Source organism: Micromonospora sp. NPDC049662 (assembly GCF_040675055.1).
Classification (GTDB): domain Bacteria; phylum Actinomycetota; class Actinomycetes; order Mycobacteriales; family Micromonosporaceae; genus Micromonospora.
Genome location: NZ_JBFAOC010000002.1, coordinates 235,049 through 252,117, shown reverse-complemented (window position 1 = coordinate 252,117; position 17,069 = coordinate 235,049). Strand labels below are relative to the sequence as shown.

Annotated in this window: 19 protein-coding genes and 1 tRNA gene; 8 read left to right on the top strand and 12 right to left on the bottom strand. The window is 73.0% G+C overall.

Annotated features, from left to right (window positions below; all coding sequences use genetic code 11):
* Window positions 1–138 precede the first annotated feature (138 nt).
* The 3 genes from AB0J36_RS03035 (at window position 139) to AB0J36_RS03025 (ending at window position 2,560) form a co-directional block, all read left to right on the top strand.
* On the top strand, window positions 139–837 hold the full coding sequence (locus AB0J36_RS03035) for a hypothetical protein (RefSeq protein ID WP_357396409.1): 699 nt from the start codon (window positions 139–141) through the stop codon (window positions 835–837).
* Between the two features lie 316 nt (window positions 838–1,153).
* Window positions 1,154–1,732 (top strand): hypothetical protein, encoded by a 579-nt coding sequence (locus AB0J36_RS03030; RefSeq protein WP_357396411.1) that lies wholly within the window; start codon window positions 1,154–1,156, stop codon window positions 1,730–1,732.
* A gap of 144 nt (window positions 1,733–1,876) precedes the next feature.
* A complete protein-coding gene (locus AB0J36_RS03025; RefSeq protein ID WP_357124504.1) occupies window positions 1,877–2,560 on the top strand; it encodes a lytic polysaccharide monooxygenase in 684 nt (227 codons plus the stop codon).
* 80 nt (window positions 2,561–2,640) lie between these two features.
* On the opposite strand, the gene AB0J36_RS03020 is transcribed toward AB0J36_RS03025, so the two are convergent.
* From AB0J36_RS03020 to AB0J36_RS02995, 6 genes are all read right to left on the bottom strand, one after another.
* Window positions 2,641–2,717, bottom strand: a tRNA-Ala gene (locus tag AB0J36_RS03020).
* Window positions 2,718–2,963: 246 nt separating this feature from the next.
* Complete coding sequence (locus AB0J36_RS03015) at window positions 2,964–3,743, bottom strand: hypothetical protein (protein WP_357396413.1); 780 nt, start codon at window positions 3,741–3,743, stop codon at window positions 2,964–2,966.
* A 179-nt stretch (window positions 3,744–3,922) separates the two neighbouring features.
* Window positions 3,923–4,573: a GNAT family protein gene (locus AB0J36_RS03010; RefSeq protein ID WP_355048988.1), complete on the bottom strand. Its 651-nt coding sequence runs from the start codon at window positions 4,571–4,573 to the stop codon at window positions 3,923–3,925.
* A 67-nt stretch (window positions 4,574–4,640) separates the two neighbouring features.
* A complete protein-coding gene (gene glp, locus AB0J36_RS03005) occupies window positions 4,641–5,954 on the bottom strand; it encodes a gephyrin-like molybdotransferase Glp (protein WP_357124498.1) in 1,314 nt (437 codons plus the stop codon).
* Window positions 5,951–6,913, bottom strand: coding sequence for a UTP--glucose-1-phosphate uridylyltransferase (locus AB0J36_RS03000; protein ID WP_357171854.1), 963 nt, complete (start codon window positions 6,911–6,913; stop codon window positions 5,951–5,953). Before AB0J36_RS03000 ends, glp begins: the two co-directional genes overlap by 4 nt.
* Before the next feature lie 9 nt (window positions 6,914–6,922).
* The gene (locus tag AB0J36_RS02995) at window positions 6,923–9,277 is read right to left on the bottom strand and encodes a diguanylate cyclase (RefSeq protein ID WP_357171855.1); all 2,355 of its coding nucleotides are present in this window, start codon (window positions 9,275–9,277) and stop codon (window positions 6,923–6,925) included.
* Window positions 9,278–9,362: 85 nt separating this feature from the next.
* Here AB0J36_RS02995 and AB0J36_RS02990 point away from each other — a divergent pair, with 85 nt between their 5' ends.
* Both AB0J36_RS02990 and AB0J36_RS02985 read left to right on the top strand, forming a co-directional pair.
* Window positions 9,363–10,040, top strand: a complete 678-nt coding sequence (locus tag AB0J36_RS02990; RefSeq protein ID WP_357124489.1) for a 5-formyltetrahydrofolate cyclo-ligase — start codon at window positions 9,363–9,365, stop codon at window positions 10,038–10,040.
* 63 nt (window positions 10,041–10,103) lie between these two features.
* Window positions 10,104–10,472 (top strand): FmdB family zinc ribbon protein, encoded by a 369-nt coding sequence (locus AB0J36_RS02985; RefSeq protein WP_357171857.1) that lies wholly within the window; start codon window positions 10,104–10,106, stop codon window positions 10,470–10,472.
* Window positions 10,473–10,544: 72 nt separating this feature from the next.
* Here the strand turns inward: AB0J36_RS02985 and AB0J36_RS02980 are convergent, their stop codons facing one another.
* Complete coding sequence (locus AB0J36_RS02980; protein WP_357124483.1) at window positions 10,545–10,727, bottom strand: hypothetical protein; 183 nt, start codon at window positions 10,725–10,727, stop codon at window positions 10,545–10,547.
* A gap of 51 nt (window positions 10,728–10,778) precedes the next feature.
* On the opposite strand from AB0J36_RS02980, the gene AB0J36_RS02975 reads away from it, so the two are divergent.
* Window positions 10,779–11,105: a hypothetical protein gene (locus AB0J36_RS02975; RefSeq protein WP_363660070.1), complete on the top strand. Its 327-nt coding sequence runs from the start codon at window positions 10,779–10,781 to the stop codon at window positions 11,103–11,105.
* 49 nt (window positions 11,106–11,154) lie between these two features.
* On the opposite strand, the gene AB0J36_RS02970 is transcribed toward AB0J36_RS02975, so the two are convergent.
* Window positions 11,155–11,637: a DUF2231 domain-containing protein gene (locus AB0J36_RS02970; protein WP_357171858.1), complete on the bottom strand. Its 483-nt coding sequence runs from the start codon at window positions 11,635–11,637 to the stop codon at window positions 11,155–11,157.
* 199 nt (window positions 11,638–11,836) lie between these two features.
* On the opposite strand from AB0J36_RS02970, the gene AB0J36_RS02965 reads away from it, so the two are divergent.
* Together AB0J36_RS02965 and AB0J36_RS02960 are read left to right on the top strand one after the other, a co-directional pair.
* Entirely contained in the window at window positions 11,837–12,265 is a 429-nt protein-coding gene (locus tag AB0J36_RS02965; protein ID WP_355048996.1) for a Fur family transcriptional regulator, read from the top strand.
* A gap of 74 nt (window positions 12,266–12,339) precedes the next feature.
* Window positions 12,340–13,197, top strand: coding sequence for an oxygenase MpaB family protein (locus AB0J36_RS02960; protein WP_357124471.1), 858 nt, complete (start codon window positions 12,340–12,342; stop codon window positions 13,195–13,197).
* Between the two features lie 42 nt (window positions 13,198–13,239).
* On the opposite strand, the gene AB0J36_RS02955 is transcribed toward AB0J36_RS02960, so the two are convergent.
* The 4 genes from AB0J36_RS02955 to AB0J36_RS02940 form a co-directional block, all read right to left on the bottom strand.
* Window positions 13,240–14,067, bottom strand: coding sequence for a PD-(D/E)XK nuclease family protein (locus AB0J36_RS02955; RefSeq protein ID WP_357172028.1), 828 nt, complete (start codon window positions 14,065–14,067; stop codon window positions 13,240–13,242).
* Between the two features lie 137 nt (window positions 14,068–14,204).
* Window positions 14,205–14,819, bottom strand: coding sequence for a MarC family protein (locus AB0J36_RS02950; protein ID WP_355048999.1), 615 nt, complete (start codon window positions 14,817–14,819; stop codon window positions 14,205–14,207).
* A 41-nt stretch (window positions 14,820–14,860) separates the two neighbouring features.
* Window positions 14,861–15,733: a PHP domain-containing protein gene (locus AB0J36_RS02945; RefSeq protein WP_363660069.1), complete on the bottom strand. Its 873-nt coding sequence runs from the start codon at window positions 15,731–15,733 to the stop codon at window positions 14,861–14,863.
* 94 nt (window positions 15,734–15,827) lie between these two features.
* Entirely contained in the window at window positions 15,828–17,030 is a 1,203-nt protein-coding gene (locus AB0J36_RS02940) for a hypothetical protein (RefSeq protein ID WP_363660068.1), read from the bottom strand.
* Window positions 17,031–17,069 lie beyond the last annotated feature (39 nt).

Genomic DNA, 17,069 nt, shown 5'->3' with positions numbered 1-17,069 from the left:
GCCAGATCCACACCGGAAGACGTCACACGGTTGCGGCCTGTCCGATGAGCGACGTGATCGGTCCTGCCGGCTTGCGGTCTGCTATGGACGGCTGGAGAGCCCTTGCCCCGTATCCGTCGTGGCCTCAGGATCGGACGCGTGATCATCGACCCACGTCCGGGCCGCGCGCTGGACTACCACCTGGTCCTGCCCGCATCGGACGGCCACGACGGGGAGAGCGTTCTCGTCGAGGAGTTCACCTGCCAGGACGACCTCTGCGCCACCGGGCTGCACAGCGCGAGTTGGACACCGAGCGATGGCTGGTGGAGTTCCGCCTCGCTGAGCCGCGGTCTGCGGGCGGACCCCGCCGTACTCGCCCGGGTCGTTCCCGTCGGACGCGCCGAGGCGGCAGACGCCTACCGACGCCTCGGCGGCGGTGAACTCCCGTCCGAGGTCGTGCTGCGGACGTACTTCCGCGACCATCAACCGATCGCGGCGGCCACGCCCCTGCGACTCGGCCCGACCCAGCCGCCGCCGGAGGGCTTTCACGAACGACGCGTGTACCGCGTCCTGTTCGCGAAGGACCTGCGGGCGGAGCAGGTGACGGCCCTGCGAAGCCGCTGGCGCACGACGGGCGGTGGCACCGCCGGATCGGTCGCCGACGGGCGTCACGACAGTGGCGGCGCCCGGTTCACCTGGGACCTGAGACGGGTCGGCCACACACTCGCCTGGGGCCTCGACGTGACGGTCCTGATGCGAGAAGGCGGGGCCCCGGCGGTGCGCGAGACCCTGATGAACCTCACGAACCTGCTGCGGCAGCAGGGGCTGATCACCGTGACGACCGAACGGTTCGCCTAACCGCCGTGCCGATTTTGCAATGATGTACGTCGATGTTGCCAGAGTGGTGCCAGACGTGTTGGAATGGCTCGTATCGCCGCAGCGCGGGGGCAACCGCGCTGGAAACGGCCAGCGCGGGAGCAGCGCAGTGCCGGCAGCGCGCCGATTGGGCAGACGCTCGCCTGTCGCACAGCCGGGCCATCTCCGTGACGACGGACAGCTCGCCGTTCCCGTCGTCCGCACCCCCGACACATGCCCCCGATGGCCGACGCGCCCGCCGGGGCGTCCGGTCCGGTCCGTGAGGACGCCGGAACCGGCGACGAGGTGAGAGGCAATGATGAGTTCCCCAGAGAGTGCCGCCAGGTGGTACCGCAACCGCCTGGTGTGGGTGGCGGTGATCCTGCTGGCGGTGTCGGCCGGTGCGGTCGTACTGGTCAGGCAGGCGAATCAGGACGCGAAGCCGGCGGACCTGCAGGCCCAGATCACCGCCCGGATGCGGACGACGCTCGAACAGGCCGACCCGGGGCAGCACAACCATGCCGGCCACGGCGCCCAGCAGGTGGCCACCGAGGGTAAGCCGCCGGTGATCTGCGGGGTCCGCGTCTACGGGTACGAGCCGACCGACGCCGCCGCGCTGGCCGACGTGCGCACGGTCTACGGCTTCCACCTGTGCGGAGTCGCCGAGAAGAAGCGCCCCTGGGACGTGGCGGTCAAGCTGGCCGGGCCCGTGATCATGGATATGTCGACAAACCCTCCGGGCATCCAGGTGGTGGAGGCGACCGCCGATGTCATGTTCGTCGACCGGCTTCGGCAGATGTTCCCGGACAAGTACGAGGAGTTGGCGCTCAAGGAGGCGTTGACCCAGTCGGAGATGGCCGACCAGCGTCGCCGGTACGACGCCGCAGCCGGCCTCTGAGCACGTTCCCCCGCTCGGTGGTGACCACTCTGACCACCTCATATCCCATTTTAGATAGATCAGCATCGATATTTAGACACATGGATGTAACAGTGGGTTTGGGAGCGTTCCCACCCGATCACCCCCGAGAACGGAGGATGAACCGTGCGTTCAACCAAGTCCGATCAATCCGGCGGGCGACCCCGGTCAACCGTCCGTCGGTCCCTCCAGGCGCTGGTCCTGCTGTTTGCCATGGTGGCCGGCGCACTGCCCTCGGTCGGCGCGGCCCAGGCACACGGCACCGTCATCAACCCGGCGACTCGCGCCTACCAGTGTTGGAAGACCTGGGGCAACCAGCACACGAACCCGGCCATGCAGCAGCAGGACCCGATGTGCTACCGGGCGTTCCAGGCCAACCCCGACACCATGTGGAACTGGATGAGCCAGCTGCGCGACGGTCTCGGCGGCCAGTTCCAGGCCCGCACCCCGGACGGGCAGCTCTGCAGCAACGCCCTCTCCCGGAACGACTCGCTCAACCAGCCGGGAGCCTGGAAGTCGACCCCCGTCAGCCGCAACCTGACGGTCCAGATGTACGACCAGGCCAGCCACGGCGCTGACTACTTCCAGGTCTACGTCTCGAAGCAGGGGTTCAACCCGGCCACCCAGAAACTCGGGTGGGGCAACCTGGACCTGATCGCGACGACCGGCCGCTACGCGCCGGCGCAGAACATCTCGTTCAACGTCTCGATCCCGTCCTCGCGCAGCGGGAACCACATCCTGTTCGTGATCTGGAAGGCGTCGCACATGGACCAGACGTACATGTGGTGCAGCGACATCACCGTCAGCTGACGGCAGGACTCGACAGCCACCACAGACGTCGAGGGCGGGTTCTCGGTCTCCCGAGAACCCGCCCTCGACGTGCTATCCGCTGGTGGAGCTGAGGGGATTTGAACCCCTGACCCCCTCGATGCGAACGAGGTGCGCTACCAGTCTGCGCCACAGCCCCCCACCGGCGAACCGGCTTCGGTCCCACCCGGCTTGCACCGGGCGGGCCGGCAGCAAGGCTAACAGGTCGCCGGCCTCCACCGCGAATCCGCCCCCGGTGCGCCGCACCGGCCCGTTCCGAGATCCACTCGACGTCCTGGAAACCGGGGCATCCCGGACACTCAGACACCACGCCTTCCCGGAAATCGAGCCGATCAAGCGTCCGACGAGGGCCGCGAGAGCGGGCCAAGCACCCGGGCGAGCGCGGTCACGCGCCGCGGCCGGCCTCGTAGGGGCGGCCGCGCAGGCCACCCGAGCGGCGGTACGAGACCGAGCCGCCGTTGACCGCCGCCGGCAGGTCCGCAGGGCGGTCGAGGCCCATGGCGGCTCGGCGTACCACCTCGCGTTGGGCCGCCAGACGACGCTGCGCCTCCCGGCGGGCCGCCGCGCGACGGGCCTGCTCGCGGCGGACCTCGGCCTGGCGGGCGGCCAACCACGCCGCCTCCCGGGCCCGGGCGCGACGCCGGCGGCGAGCGGCGAGGGCTCGCCTGCGCAGGTGTACGACGTACACGGCCAGCAGCATGAAGGTGACCGAGAAGCCGATCCAGAAGCCGGGGCTGACGAACAGCACGCCGATCAGCTCGACGACGTTGAGCAGCAGCAGCGCGGCGAGCACGCGGCGTCGCCGGTACACGGCGGGGGTGTGCTGCCGGCGCGGCGGACGGCGGCGGGGACGCTTCGCAGCCGGCGGCACGGCGCGCAACCGGCCGGAGCGACGGGCCGCCGGGGGCGCGGAGACCGGTACGGCCAACTTCCCCGTAGTCGCATCTTCGCTGAGGGTGACGACAAGCGAGCGCGGCGGGTGGAGGGGCTGCCGTCCCGGCACAGTGCGACGCCGCCGACGGCGTTGGAGCACCCGCGCCGTCGACTGCGCCCGCTCCGCCACCAGCCGCTCGGTGGCGTCGTACCGGCGAACCAGCGCCGGGGCCAGGGCGAGCAGGCCGGCGGCGGCGAGGACGGCGAGGAGCACCGAGGTCGGCACCCTCACCCCTCCCGTCACCGAATTCGGAGCAACCGCTCCCCGACCGCAGGATCTTCCACCGATCACGCCTGAGCGCGTGGATCATCCGGGCGGTGAGCGCTTGCCGCAGCTTGCAGTTACTTGAGGTTACGGTGAACCGACCGGGATACCGCAGCGCCGCGCCGATCCCGTGCGTGGGACAGTCGTTACCGCGCGGTCGCGCGGATCCGGTGCCAGCGGGCCAGCAGACCGCCCTCGGCGGCGACCTCCTCGCTCGTCATCGCGTATCCGATGTGGTCGCGCCACGCGCCGTCGATGTGCATGTAGCGCACGTGGTACGACTCCTCGCGGAAGCCCAGCTTCTCCACCACCCGCCGCGACGGGCGGTTCTCCGGCCGAATGTTGACCTCGATCCGGTGGAGTCCACCCGGGCCGAACGCGTGGTCGACGGCGAGCGCGAGCGCGGTCGGGATCACACCCTGGCCGGCCACCCGGGCGTCCACCCAGTAGCCGACGTAACCGGAGCAGAAGGCGCGGCGCACGATGCTGCCGACGTTGAGGTGCCCGACCAGCCGATCCCGGTCGGCCTCGCGCAGGCAGACCGCGAACGGCATTCCCTCGCCCTCGCGGGCCGAGCGCCGCTGGTCACGATGCACCCACCGGAACGCGGCCGGCGAGTTCAGCTCGTCCCAACCGCCCGGCAGCGACGACTCCCAGGGCGCCAGCCAGGCCTGGTTGGCCCGGCGTACCTGCGACCACGCCGCCGCGTCGGAGCGCCGGTACGGGCGCAACAGCACCGGCCCGTCGACCAGCACCGCAGGCCAGCCGGGCGCACGGACCGGTCCGAAGAGACTCACCCGCACAGTCTCCCGCGCGGGACCGGTTCGCGCGCAAGTGGACTCCCGACATCCCGTCCGGGGGATCTCACCGACGGCGGTCCAGCAGCAGGACGTCCACGGTGGAGCCGGCGGCGGCGCTGGTCACCCGCTCGCCGAGCACCAGGAGCCCGTTCGCCTCGGCCAGGCCGGAGAGGGTGAACGGCCCTCCACGCAGCGGTTGCACGGTGTAACCGCCGCCGCGTCGCTCGGCGACGTGCGCGGGCCGGAACTCGCGCAGCCCGCCGGGTGAGGACACGGTCTCCAGCAGGTGTGCCCGGACGCTGGGACGGAACACCGGCTCCGCGCCGGCGAGCAGTTGGATCGCCGGCCGCGCCAGCACCTCGAAGCCGATCAGCGCGGCGCCCGGGTCGCCGGGCAGGCAGACCACCGGCACCTCCTCGGCGCCGACCGTGCCGAACCCGAGAGCGGTGCCGGGATAGAGCGCCACGTCGGTGAAGGCCACCGGCCCGGCCCGGCCGCCCTCGCGACGGGACAGGATCCGCCGGACCATGTCACCGGGGCCGGTGCCGGTCCCGCCGGTGGTGATGATCAGATCGGCCCGCAGGGTCTGGTCCTCCAGCAGGCCACGCAGCCCTTCCGGGTCGTCGTCGCAGATGCCCACCCGGTACGCCAGCGCGCCCACCTCGGCCGCGGCGGCGGTCAGCGCGTGCGAGTTGGCGTCCACCACCTGACCGGGCTGGCTGCCCCGGCCCACGTCGACCAGCTCGTCCCCGGTGGCCACGATGACCACCCGTGGACTCGGCCGGACCACCACGTGGCCGATGCCGGTGGCCGCGAACACGGCGACGAGGGCCGGGGAGACGTACGTGCCGGCGCGGGCGAGCAGGGTGCCGGCGGGCAGCTCCTCACCGGCGCGGCGGACGCCGTACCCCCGCTTGGGGGTGCGGAAGATCTCGACGGCGGCCATGCCCTGGTCGGTCCACTCCACCGGGACCACCACGTCCGCGGCGACCGGCAGGGGCGCCCCGGCGGCCACCGAGAAGCACGCGCCCGGGGTGAGCCGCACCGGTCGCCAGCTCGCCGCGCCCAGGTCGCCGACCACGTTGAGCCGGATGCTCCGGCCGCCGGGCGTGCCGGAGGGGGCCGGGACGTAGCTCGGGCCCCGGCCCCCTCCAGAGATGTCCTCCCAGCGGGCCGCGTACCCGTCCACGGCCGCCTGGTCGAAGGCCGGGAAGGCGTGCGGCGCGACGACGTCCTCGGCGAGGACGTTGCCGTGCGCCTGGGTGAGGTCGAGGTCGAGTGGCGGCAGCGCGCGTAACCTGCGCAGCACGCTGCCCAGGTAGTCGGCGAGCGGCGTCAACTCGTTCGCGGCCGCCTCGGCGTCGGCCGTCGCGGTCATGTACCAGATCCGCCTGCCGCGTCGGCCTTGACGAACTCGGCCAGCCAGGAGCGGAACTCGCTGCCGAGGTCCTCGCGCTCGGCGGCGATCTGCACGACCGTCTGGAGGTAGCCCAGCGGCATGCCGGTGTCGTAGCGGGTGCCCCGGTAGACGATCGCGTGCACCGGCGTGCCCTCGGTGCGGAGCAGCTCCATGGCGTCGGTCAACTGGATCTCGCCACCACTGCCCGGCTTGGTCCGCCGGATCGCGTCGAAGATCGTGCCGGGCAGCACGTACCGGCCCAGCACGGCCAGGTTGCTCGGCGCGTCCTCCGGCTGCGGCTTCTCCACCATGCCGGTCACCTTGACGACCTCGCCGATGTCGGTCAGGTCGGACTCGGCGGGCTCGACCGAGGCGATGCCGTACCGCTTGGTGTCGGCCGGGTCGACCTCGAAGAAGGCGAGCACCACGCCACCGGTGCGGGCCTGCAGCTCCAGCATGGCCGGCAGCAGCGGCTCGGACGGCTTCACGAACTCGTCGCCGAGCAGCACCGCGAAGGGCTGGTCGCCGACGTGGGCCTCGGCGTACCCGATCGCGTGCCCGAGCCCGAGCTGCTCCGGCTGCCGGACGGTGTAGATCTCGGCCAGCTCACCGGGCCGACGCACGGCCGCCAGCCGCTCGGCGTCGCCCTTCTCCTCCAGCCTGGTCTCCAGGTCGGGGCGACGGTCGAAGTGGTCCACCATCGACGTCTTACCCCGACCGGTGATCAGCAACACGTCACCGATGCCGGCCTGGGCGGCCTCCTCGACGATGTACTGCAGCACCGGCCGGTCGACGACCGGCAGCAGCTCCTTGGGAACCGCCTTGGTGGCCGGCAGGAAGCGGGTGGCGAGTCCGGCGGCCGGGATGACGGCCTTGACCGCCAGGGGACGGCCGGTTGCGGCGACCGTCGCTGAGGGGTTCGCTGAGTGCTCCGACATGCCGCGAGACTATCGGCCACGGCTCTGCCGCGGCGGGTGTGGCCCAGAAGACGCGCCGCCGCCCGGCCCCGGCCGCGCCGCGTCCGGACCGGCTCGCGCGGCGTCCACCGGGCCGTCCGCCGGTTCCGGCCGCGCGTGCGCGGGCCCCGGACGGTTCGCTTCGGGTACGCCCGCAGCCGACTCCGACCGGGCGTGGCCGCCCGGCTCCCGCGGGACCCGCGCGGGCCGGCCGGCTCTCGGCAGCCCGTCGGGTGGGCTGACCGCGCCGGCCGGCACCGGGATCTCCCGCATCGGCACGTCCGGGCGGACCTCCGCGACGCGGTAGGTGTCCCGACCGGCGGCCTTGGCCACGTAGAGGGCGTCGTCGGCGGCCTCCAGCACCTCCCGCCCGGTGCTGCCGTGGTCCGGGTAGACGGCGATGCCGACCGACACGGTCACCACGATCGGCCCCGCGTACGCCTCGACGGCGATCGGCGTCTCGCGTACCGCCGCGCCCAGCCGTTCCGCGACGATCGCCGCGCCCCGGGCGTCGGTCTCCGGCAGGAGCAGCACGAACTCCTCCCCGCCCTGCCGGAACGCCAGGTCCACCTCGCGGATCTCGCCGCGTACCCGCCGGGCGAACTCCGCCAGCACGGTGTCCCCTGCCGCGTGCCCGTACGTGTCGTTGACGTCCTTGAAGCGGTCCAGGTCGAGGGCGAGGACGCTGAGCATCCGGCCGAACCGGCTGGCCCGCTCGACCTCCCGGCGGATCGACTCGCGCAGGTAGCGGTAGTTCCACAGCCCGGTGAGCGGGTCGGTGAGGGAGAGCCGCTGGGCCTCCTCGTGCACCCGCACGTTCTCCACCGCGACGGCCGCGTGCCCGGCGAAGGTCCGCAGGGTGACCAGGTCGTCGTCGTCGAACTCGGCCGCGCCCACCCGGTCGTAGAGCGCCAGCACGCCGAGGGCCACCGCCGGAGAGACCGCATCGTCGGCGGTCCGCTCGCCGCCCAGGATGGTCCGCTCGCCGCCCGGGATGGTCGTCGTGCCGCTGCCGAGCCCGGTCGTGCCCGGTGCGGCGAAGGGGACCGCCACGTAGGTGCGGCAGCGCGGCTCGCCGGTCGGCGGCTCGGTCGGTTCCACGCGTCCCCGCTGCGGCTCGCCGGTCGCGGCCACCGCGCCGACCACGCCGACGCCGACCGGCACCCGCAGGGTCTGCGGGCCGTCCGGGTCGGGGGCCGGCCAGCGCCCGTCCAGACCCTCACTGCACTGTGCCACCAGCACCCCACCGGTCTCCACCAGCAGCACCGCGCCGGCCCGCGCGCCGGTGGCCGCGATGGCGCTGTGCAGGATCACCCGCAGGATGCGTTGCAGATCGTGGGTGCTGGCCAGGGTGTCGCCGAGCACCGCGAGGTGCCCGCGGAGCTGGTCACGGCTGCTGGTGAGCGCCGCGACGTACGAACCGGTCTCGCGGGTCATCCGGTTGAACGCCTCGGCGAGCCGACCCAGCTCGTCCCGGCCGCGCACCGGCACCCGGGCGGTCAGGTCGCCGTGCGCCACCCGGTCGACCGCGCCGGCCAGCTCCACCAGGGGCCGGGTGGTCACCCGGGCCAGCCGCCACGCGGTCAGCACGGCGAGCAGCCCGGCCAGGGCGACCACGCCGGCCAGCGTGATGTGCAGACCCGGCGGCCTGGTGCTCGGCACCGACAGCACCAGCGGCAGCGGCTGGCCCACGGACGGTCCGACCCGGCGCACGTACCGGCCCTTGGTGGTTTCGGTGACCCGCTCGCCGGTGCTGTGGCCGGCGGCGGCCAGCACCCCGTCGCGTACCTCGCGGGACTCGGTGGTGTGGGTGAACCGGGCGGCGCTCGCGCCGCCGTCGAGCAGCGTGACCGCGACTCCGCTCACCGCCGCCAGCCGGGCCACGAAGGCCGGGTCGACGAGCTGCGCGGCGGCCACACTGCCCAGCAGGGCGCCGGCCGCGTCCCGCCGGTCGACGTGGGCCGCCAGCGCGCGGACCGGACCGGACGTCGCGGCGACCGGCTCGGAACAGTCCCGCCAGGGTGTCGACGGCGCGCCCGGCGAGACGTACGTGGCCCGCCCGCTGACGTCGCTGACCAGCACCGCCGCGGCCAACCCCCGGCCGACGAGCTGGCCGGCGACGATGGCCGGGTCACCGGTGAGGGCGACCGCGTCGGCGGCGGCACGTAGCTGCTGGCAGAGCGCGTCGACCGAGGTACGCACCGCGGACGCCGCCACGGCGAGGCGTTCGGTGGACCGGGTGCGGTCGACGGCCGTGACGGTGGAGGCGACGAAGAACGCACCGAGCAGGACCGGGCCGAGCACCACCACGAGGAAGGCTGCCGTCAACCGCCCGCGTAGCGTCACTCGGTCCCCCCGGAAGTTCCGCCTCCGTTGCTTGCGATGCTGACACAGAGCAACCGTGGGAGTGGCGTTGCGTCAGGAGTGTTGCGTGTCAGATTTTTCTGATGAAGCGGAAGTAACCCGTGTGACGAAGCGGGACACCCGGATACGGCTGCTCGCCCACCGTCGGACCCTGGACGACGCGGCGCGGGCCGCAGCCGCCCGGCGCGTCCAGGCCGAGCTGGTCGCCCTGGTACGCCGGCTGCGCCCGCGCCGGCTGACGGCGTACGTGCCGGTCGGCTCCGAGCCGGGCGGGGCCGACCTCGCGGAGGTGTTGCGCGGGGCGTTACCGGCCGAGGGTGAGTTGCTGCTTCCGGTGCTTCGCGCGGATCTCGACCTGGACTGGGCGCCGTACACCGGCCCGCACGCGCTGGCCGCCGCCGGCCGGGGCCTCCGGGAGCCGGTCGGCCCCCGCCTCGGCGTGGCCGCCGTCTCCGGCGCGGAACTGGTGGTCGTGCCGGCGCTCGCCGTCGACCACCACGGCCGGCGGCTGGGCCGCGGCGGCGGCTCCTACGACCGGGCGCTGGCACGGGTGCCCACGGCGAGCCTGACGGTGGTGCCGTTGCACGACGGTGAGCTGGTCGAGGCGCTGCCCACCGAGCCGCACGACCGTCCGGTCCGCGCGGTGGTCACCCCCTCCGGCGGAATGCGTACGCTTGATGACGGCCCGGGTACGGCGCAGGGTGTCGCGCCCCACACGTCCGCTGGACGAACCCGGCCCGAATGACGCACCATTGGCACTCGAATACGTCGAGTGCCAACTGGCCGAGTCCAGATACCGGAGGAGAACGTGCCTACGTACCAGTACGCCTGCACCGCGTGCGGTCACCAGCTCGAGGCGGTGCAGTCCTTCTCTGACGAGCCGCTGACCGAGTGCCCGGCGTGTCAGGGGCGGCTGCGCAAGGTCTTCAACTCCGTCGGCGTCGTCTTCAAGGGCTCAGGCTTCTACCGCACCGACTCCCGCGCGTCCGGCTCGGAGACGTCGGCCGGCGGCGCGGCCAAGCCGGCCAAGTCCGAGTCGTCCTCGTCCTCGTCCTCGGGTGGAGACTCCGGCTCGTCGTCCTCGACGTCCTCGACGTCCGGGTCGTCCTCGTCCGGGTCGTCCTCGTCGTCCGGCGGGTCGGGCGGCGGCAAGGCGGCGGCCAGTTCGGCGTCCTGATTCCGCTCGGCCTAAGACCGCCACGTCGGCGCTGCGCCGCTGAGCCCTGGACGGGGTCAACCCTGCCCGGGCTCAGTCCCAGTGCGGAGGGCGTTGGGCGAGGAGCCAGTCGTCGTTTCCTGCGCTGCGCTCGCCCCAGCCGTGGTCGGTGTCGTCCGAGGTCTGCTCGGGCAGCACCACGAAGTCGTCGCTCAGGTCGACGGTGCGGTCGTCATCGCCGCGCGCGACCGCGGCGCCGGGATCCTCGGTGCTCACGAGCGGCAAGACTAGCGCAGGCCGCCCGCTCCGTTGGTAGCCTCGGACGGCGTGACGACCCCCAGCGGTGGCAGCACCCCCGACGACTACTGGCGTCGACCCGGGACCGACGACCGTCCCACGGCGGACCAACCGCCGCCCGCCACACCACCCACCGACGGGTACGCGGGGCCACCACCAAGCGTGACGCCTCCGGCGGGCTGGCGTCCTCCCGTACACCTGGAGCCGGCGCCGCCACGACGCCTGCCACCGCAGAACACGGCCGCCCTGGACGCGGCGGAGCAGCGGTCGCAGCGGGTCACCTACGGTTTCGGTGCCGCCGCCGCCGTGGTGGTGGTGGCCCTCGTCTGCCTGCTCTGCTCGCGGATCCTCTTCTGACCACCGCGCCACTGGGCGGCGGCCGGCAGCGACCGTCGGTCCGCGCTGGTCATAGGGTGGTGCCCCAGACGGCCTCGGCACCGGAGTGACCGGTCAGAGCGACGTAGACCAGGGCAGCGAGCGACAGCGCGACGGCGGCCACCGCGAGCACCGGCGTCACCAGGGCCGGCAGCCGTGGCACCCGGGGGTGTCCGCTGGTCGCCACGAGCAGCGCGATGGCCACGATCCCCAGCGGCACCACGATCCGGAAGAGGATGTCGCCGTAGCGCGAGTGCTCGAAGATCTGGTCGAGGATCTGCCCCTGGTAACCACGGGCGACCAGGGCATCGGTGAGCGCCTCACCCGACTCGACGGCCACGAAGGCGGTCACCGGCGTCACCACGGCGAGGATGCCCAGCGCCCAGTCCAGTCGGTGCCGCCAGCGCGGCAGCCCCACGTACGCGATGGCCAGCACCGCCAGCAGGGGGACGAAGACCACCATCGCGTGCACGACGAAGACGTGTGTCGGTAGACCCAGAATCTTCTCGAACATCGACACCTCCAGGCGGATCGCGGTCCCGGGGTCGTCAGCGTACGTACGAACCGCTGGTCGTCCCCGGGCTCTCCCCCGAAAGACACGCGCACGGCGCTGACGAGGTTCAGTGTCCGGATCGATCTTTACGAGCTGTGTTCGTGACCACCGCCCTCGGCCGACTGTTGTCGTCGCTGGTCGCGCGTGCTGTCATTGGCGCGTGTCCAGAGGTGAGGAACTGCTGCGATCGCGGGGGCTGCGCGTCACCCGACCGCGCCTGGCGGTGCTGGATGTCCTCGCCGACGGTGGCCACCTGGAGGTCGACGAGATCACCCGGCGGGTCCGGGAACGCCTCGACTCCGTCTCCACCCAGGCGGTCTACGACGTGCTGGGGGCGCTGAGCAGGGCCGGGTTGTCCCGCCGGATCGAGCCGGCCGGCAGCCCCGCCCGGTACGAGGCACGCGTCGGCGACAACCACCACCACGTGGTCTGCCGGGGCTGCGGCGAGATCGCCGACATCGACTGCGCGGTCGGCAGCGCGCCCTGCCTGGATCCGGGCGTCGCGCACGGCTTCGAGGTGGACGAGGCGGAGGTGACCTTCTGGGGTCTCTGCCCGAGCTGTCAGTCGCGGCGCGCCGCCGACGGCTGACCCCTCCCCGTCGCCGGGACCCCGGCCGGCCGGGCTGGCCGGCACCGACGCGCCGGCCGTGGCACGCTTGGTCGGTGGACTCCGATGACCTCGGCCTCTTCGGTCCGGGTTCGGTCACGTGGAAGGTGCACGAGGAGCCGATCCTGATCGTCGCCGGCCTGCGCTCGCTCTACCTCCAGGCGTTGCACCCGCGCGCCATGGCCGGCGTCGCGCAGAACAGCGACTACCGCACCGACGCGTGGGGACGGCTGGTCCGCACGGCCACCTACGTGGAGACCACCGTCTACGGCACGACCCTGGACGCGGAGCAGGCCGGCGCGCGGCTGCGTCGACTGCACGCCCGGCTGCGGGCCACCGACCCCGCCACCGGCGAGGAGTTCCGGATCGACGACCCGGCCCTGCTGTGCTGGGTGCACGTCACCGAGGTCGAGTCGTTCCTCAGCACCGCCCGCCGGGCCGGTCTGCCGCTCACCGATGACGAGGTGGACGGCTACTACACCGAGCAACGTCGGTCAGCCGCCCTCGTCGGGCTGGACCCGGCCACGGTGCCGGGCACCGCCGCCGAGGTCCAGGATTACTACCGTGCCGTTCGGCCGGAGCTGCGGATGACCCGGGAAGCCGCCGAGACGGCGCTGTTCCTCACCGCCCCGCCGCTGCCGTGGAAGCTCGGCCTGCCGGCCCGGCTGGGCCTCAACCTCGGTCCGCCACGGTGGGCGTACCTCGGGATCGCCGGAACCGCGCTCGCGCTGCTCCCCCCGTGGGCCCGGCGGATGTACGGCGGGTTGGGGCTGCCCACCACCGAGTTGTCGGCGGATCTCAGCGTTCGCGCGCTGCGACTGGCGCTCGGCGCGGTGCCGCGTCGCTACCTGGAGGGGCCGTTGGTCCAGGCCGCCAAGCAACGGGCGGCGGACCGAGCGGCGCTGGCCGGCTGACCGACCCCACGTACGCCGCGTCGAGCTGGCCGACGGACGCGATCAGCCCTCGACGGTTCGTTCCACGGCCGCCCACGGCTCCTTGCCCGGGGTCTGCGCCCCGGTGGGACAGTGCCGCCGGTAGTCGCACCAGCCGCAGCGCGGCCCGGGCGCGACCGGGAACGCCTCGTCGGCGTCACCGCCGTCGGCGACGACCCGCTCGGCGGCCATGATGTCGCGGGCCGTGTCCTCCGCGCGGGTCAACTGGCGGGCCAGCGACTCGACCGTGTGGTCGTGACCGGCGACCGTGCCGGTCGGCAGGTGGTGCAGCTCGACCCGGCGGCACGGCCGGCGGAACACCCGCTCGGCCGCGTACGCGTAGAGGGCCAACGCCTGCGAGCCCCGGGCGTCGTCGGCGTCCAGCCCGGTGCGGCCCGTCTTGTAGTCGACGATGACCAGCTCCGGACCCTCCGGGCCCGGCCGGGAGTCGATGCGGTCGGTGCGGCCGTTGAAGGCCAGGACGGCGGTCTTGACCGCCACCACCCGCTCGACACCGAGCGGGTCGGAGTCCGGCTCCAACGTCTCGACGTACGCCTCCAGCCAGCTCAGCGCCCGCCGGTAGGCGGCCCGCTCCTGCTCGTCGTCGCGGTAGCCCTCACGGACCCAGGTGCCCTTGAGCAGGGTGGCCAACGCTTCGGGGCGGCGTCGGTCGGCGGGCAACGCGTACCAGTTCTTCAGGGCGGTGTGCACGCTGGCGCCGAGCGAGTTGTGGGCCCAGGGCGGGCCCTTCTGCGGTGCGGGACGGTCGACGTAGGAGTAGCGGTAGCGGCGGGGGCAGTCGGCGTACGTACCGAGTTTGCTCGGGGTGCAGACGAACAGCCGCTCCGGCATCCCCTCGAAGCCGAGCTGCTCGGCGCCGCCGGGACGCTGCTGAGGGGTCCGACCGCCAGCGGCGGATCGTCCGGATGAAGAGGCTCGTCGCACGCCTGCGATCCTGCCATCCACCCCCGACATCCGGACTGTCCCGGTCAGGTCATGTTCACGTAGTGCGTGACGAAGGCGGCCACCGCGTCGGCGATGAGCTGGACGGCGATCGCGGCAAGGAGCAGGCCGGCGATCCGGGTCAGCACCTCGATGCCGCCGGGGCGCAGGATCTTGACGATGCCGCCGGAGAAGCGCAGCACGATCCACACGGCGACCATGACGGCGAGGATCGCCGCGGCGATCGCGGTGTAGTCGCCGAACCCGTCGGCCTGCTGGACGAAGAGCATGGTCGCCACGATGGCGCCCGGTCCAGCCAGCAGCGGGGTACCCAGTGGCACCAGCGCGATGTTCGAGGTGACCTGCTGGCTGGGGTCGTCGGCCTTGCCGGTCAGCAGCTCCAGGGCGACCAGGACGAGCAGCAGCCCACCGGCGGCCTGCAAGGCGGGCAGGTCCACGTGCAGGTAGTCGAGCAACGTCTGCCCGGCCACCGCGAAGATCACGATCACACCGAGAGCGAGCGCGACGGCCTGCCACGCCGCCCGGTTACGGTCGCGCGCGGGCAGCGGCCCGGTCAGCGCCAGGAAGATCGGCATCATGCCCGGGGGGTCGGTGATCACCAGCAGGGTCACGAAAACCTCGCCGAACAGCTTCAGATCCACGTGAGCAACCTAGCCGCGTCACGGTGGGCGAAATACGCGGATCAGACCGAAGCGACCTCGGTCACCCCGGCGGCGACGATCCGCTCGTACGCCTCGACACCGGTGGTGAACGCGCCGAGCCGGACGGTCTTGTGGGTGCCGTGGAAGTCGGAGGAGCCGGTCACCAGGAGGTCCAGCTCGGCGGCGAGCGCCCGGACGTGCGCCCGTTCGGCCGGGCTGTGGTCCTCGTGGTCGGCTTCCAGCCCGGCCAGCCCGGCGGCGGCCAGCTCGGCGATCAGCTCGTCGGGCACCACCCGGCCACGTCGGGTGGCCCGGGGATGGGCGAACACCGGTACGCCCCCGGCGGCCCGGACCAGCCGGACCGCCCGGAAGACGTTGATGTCCTCCTTCGGCAGCCGGTACCGCTCACCGAGCCAGTCCGGGCCGAACGCCGCGCGGGTGTCGGCGACCAGGCCGGCGCGGATCAGCGCCTGCGCGATGTGCGGGCGACCGACTGTCCCGCCGGCCGCGCCGGCGAGGATCTCCGGCCAACTCACGTCGATGCCGTCGGCGCGCAGCAGCGCCACGATCCGCTCACCGCGCTCCTCACGGGCGGCCCGCACCCGGGCCAGCTCGGCGACCAGCTCCGGGTGTTCCGGGTCGAACAGGTAGGCCAGCAGGTGCAGTGGGATCGCCGGATCCGCGCCCTCCCAGCGGCAGGACAGTTCGGCGCCCCGGATCAGGAGCAGGCCGGGCGGCAACGCCCGTACGGCCGGCGCCCAGCCCGCGGTGGTGTCGTGGTCGGTGATGGCCAGCACGTCCAGACCGGCGTCCGCGCCGGCACGGACGAGTTCGGCCGGCGTCAGCGTGCCGTCGCTGGCGGTCGAGTGGGCGTGCAGGTCGATCCGGGGCGCGGAGCCGGTACGCGAGGTCACTCCCCGACGCTACCGAGCGGACCCGAAGCAGACTCGCGTAGGTGGGGCGGAGATCCCCGCCGCCCGGCCCGATAACCCGGCGGATCCGGCAGGGTCAGGAGCCGCTGACCAGGATCGGTCGGTCGCCGGGCTCGAGGCCGGCCACGGGCATCGACTCGGCCTGTTCGCCGGCACGGACCCGCTTGACGTTGACCCGGACCAGCCAGCCGGAGCTGTCGACGTAGGCGACGTCCGAGTCGCTCGTCCAGGCGACCGCGCCGCTCACCGCCGGGCCGACGGGTACGGCGTCCAACGTCGTACCGAGCCGCTCCAGGTCGACCAGCAGGGAGCGGTCGGTCGACCCGACCTTCCCGTTCACCAGGAGCCATCGTCCGTCGTCGGACAGCCCGCCGACGCCGTCCGGGCTCAACCGGCTGCCGCAGGCGGTACGTGCCGCTTTCGTGGCCCGCTTCGGATCGACAAGTGTCAGGCAGGTTTCGTCCGCCGAGTTCGCCGGCACCTGGCTGACCAACCGCCCGTCCGGCAGCGAACCGTAGACGTTCAGGGTGTCCTGCTCGGGCACCTCGGTCAGCTTGTCCGCGCCGGGCCGCCACAGGACGTGACCCGGCCGGGTCGGATCAAGTCGGACCACCAGGCTGCTGCCGACGAACCGGACGGGTTGCGCGCTGTCCGGGACCGCGATACGCACCGTGCCGATGAGCTGGGTGCCGACGACTCCCGCCACGAGCAGGTCCCCGCCGTCCCGCCAGGCGACCTGCGTGGCGTCGGGCGCGAGAACGATCTGCCCCGCGCCGGCCAGCAGCACCTGCACCAGGCCGTCGTCCTGGGCGACCCAGAGGGAGCGCCCGGCGGCGGTGGGCGCTCCGACCACCAGCAGACCCGTGCCGTTGGGCAGCCGGTGCGCGAGTTCGGCGGGGCCGACACCGGGCAGCGCCAGGCGCTTGCCGTCGGCGTCGATCAAGGCGCTGGCGAAGAGTACGTCGGCGGGCGCCTTCGACGAGGGCGGAGGCGGGGCGACGCTGGCCGTGGCGAGCGGTTGGGCCGACAGGTCCGGGTCGCCGATGACGACGATGGGCGGCCCCTGCTGGTCGGAGCCGCCGGAGAGGTGTGTCATGCCGGCGCCGATCAGCACGGTGGTGACCACCCCGAGCGCGATACCGACTCCGGCACGCCGCCGTCGGATCCGGTTGGCGCGCCGGATGGCCTGACCGGCCGGGTCGGCGGTCAGTGGACGGGTAACGGCGACCTGGCGCGAGAGAGCCTCCCGCACCGCACCTTCGAGCTGGTCACGTCGCACCTGATTAGGACGCCGCAGGCCACCCGTGAGGTTGTCGGG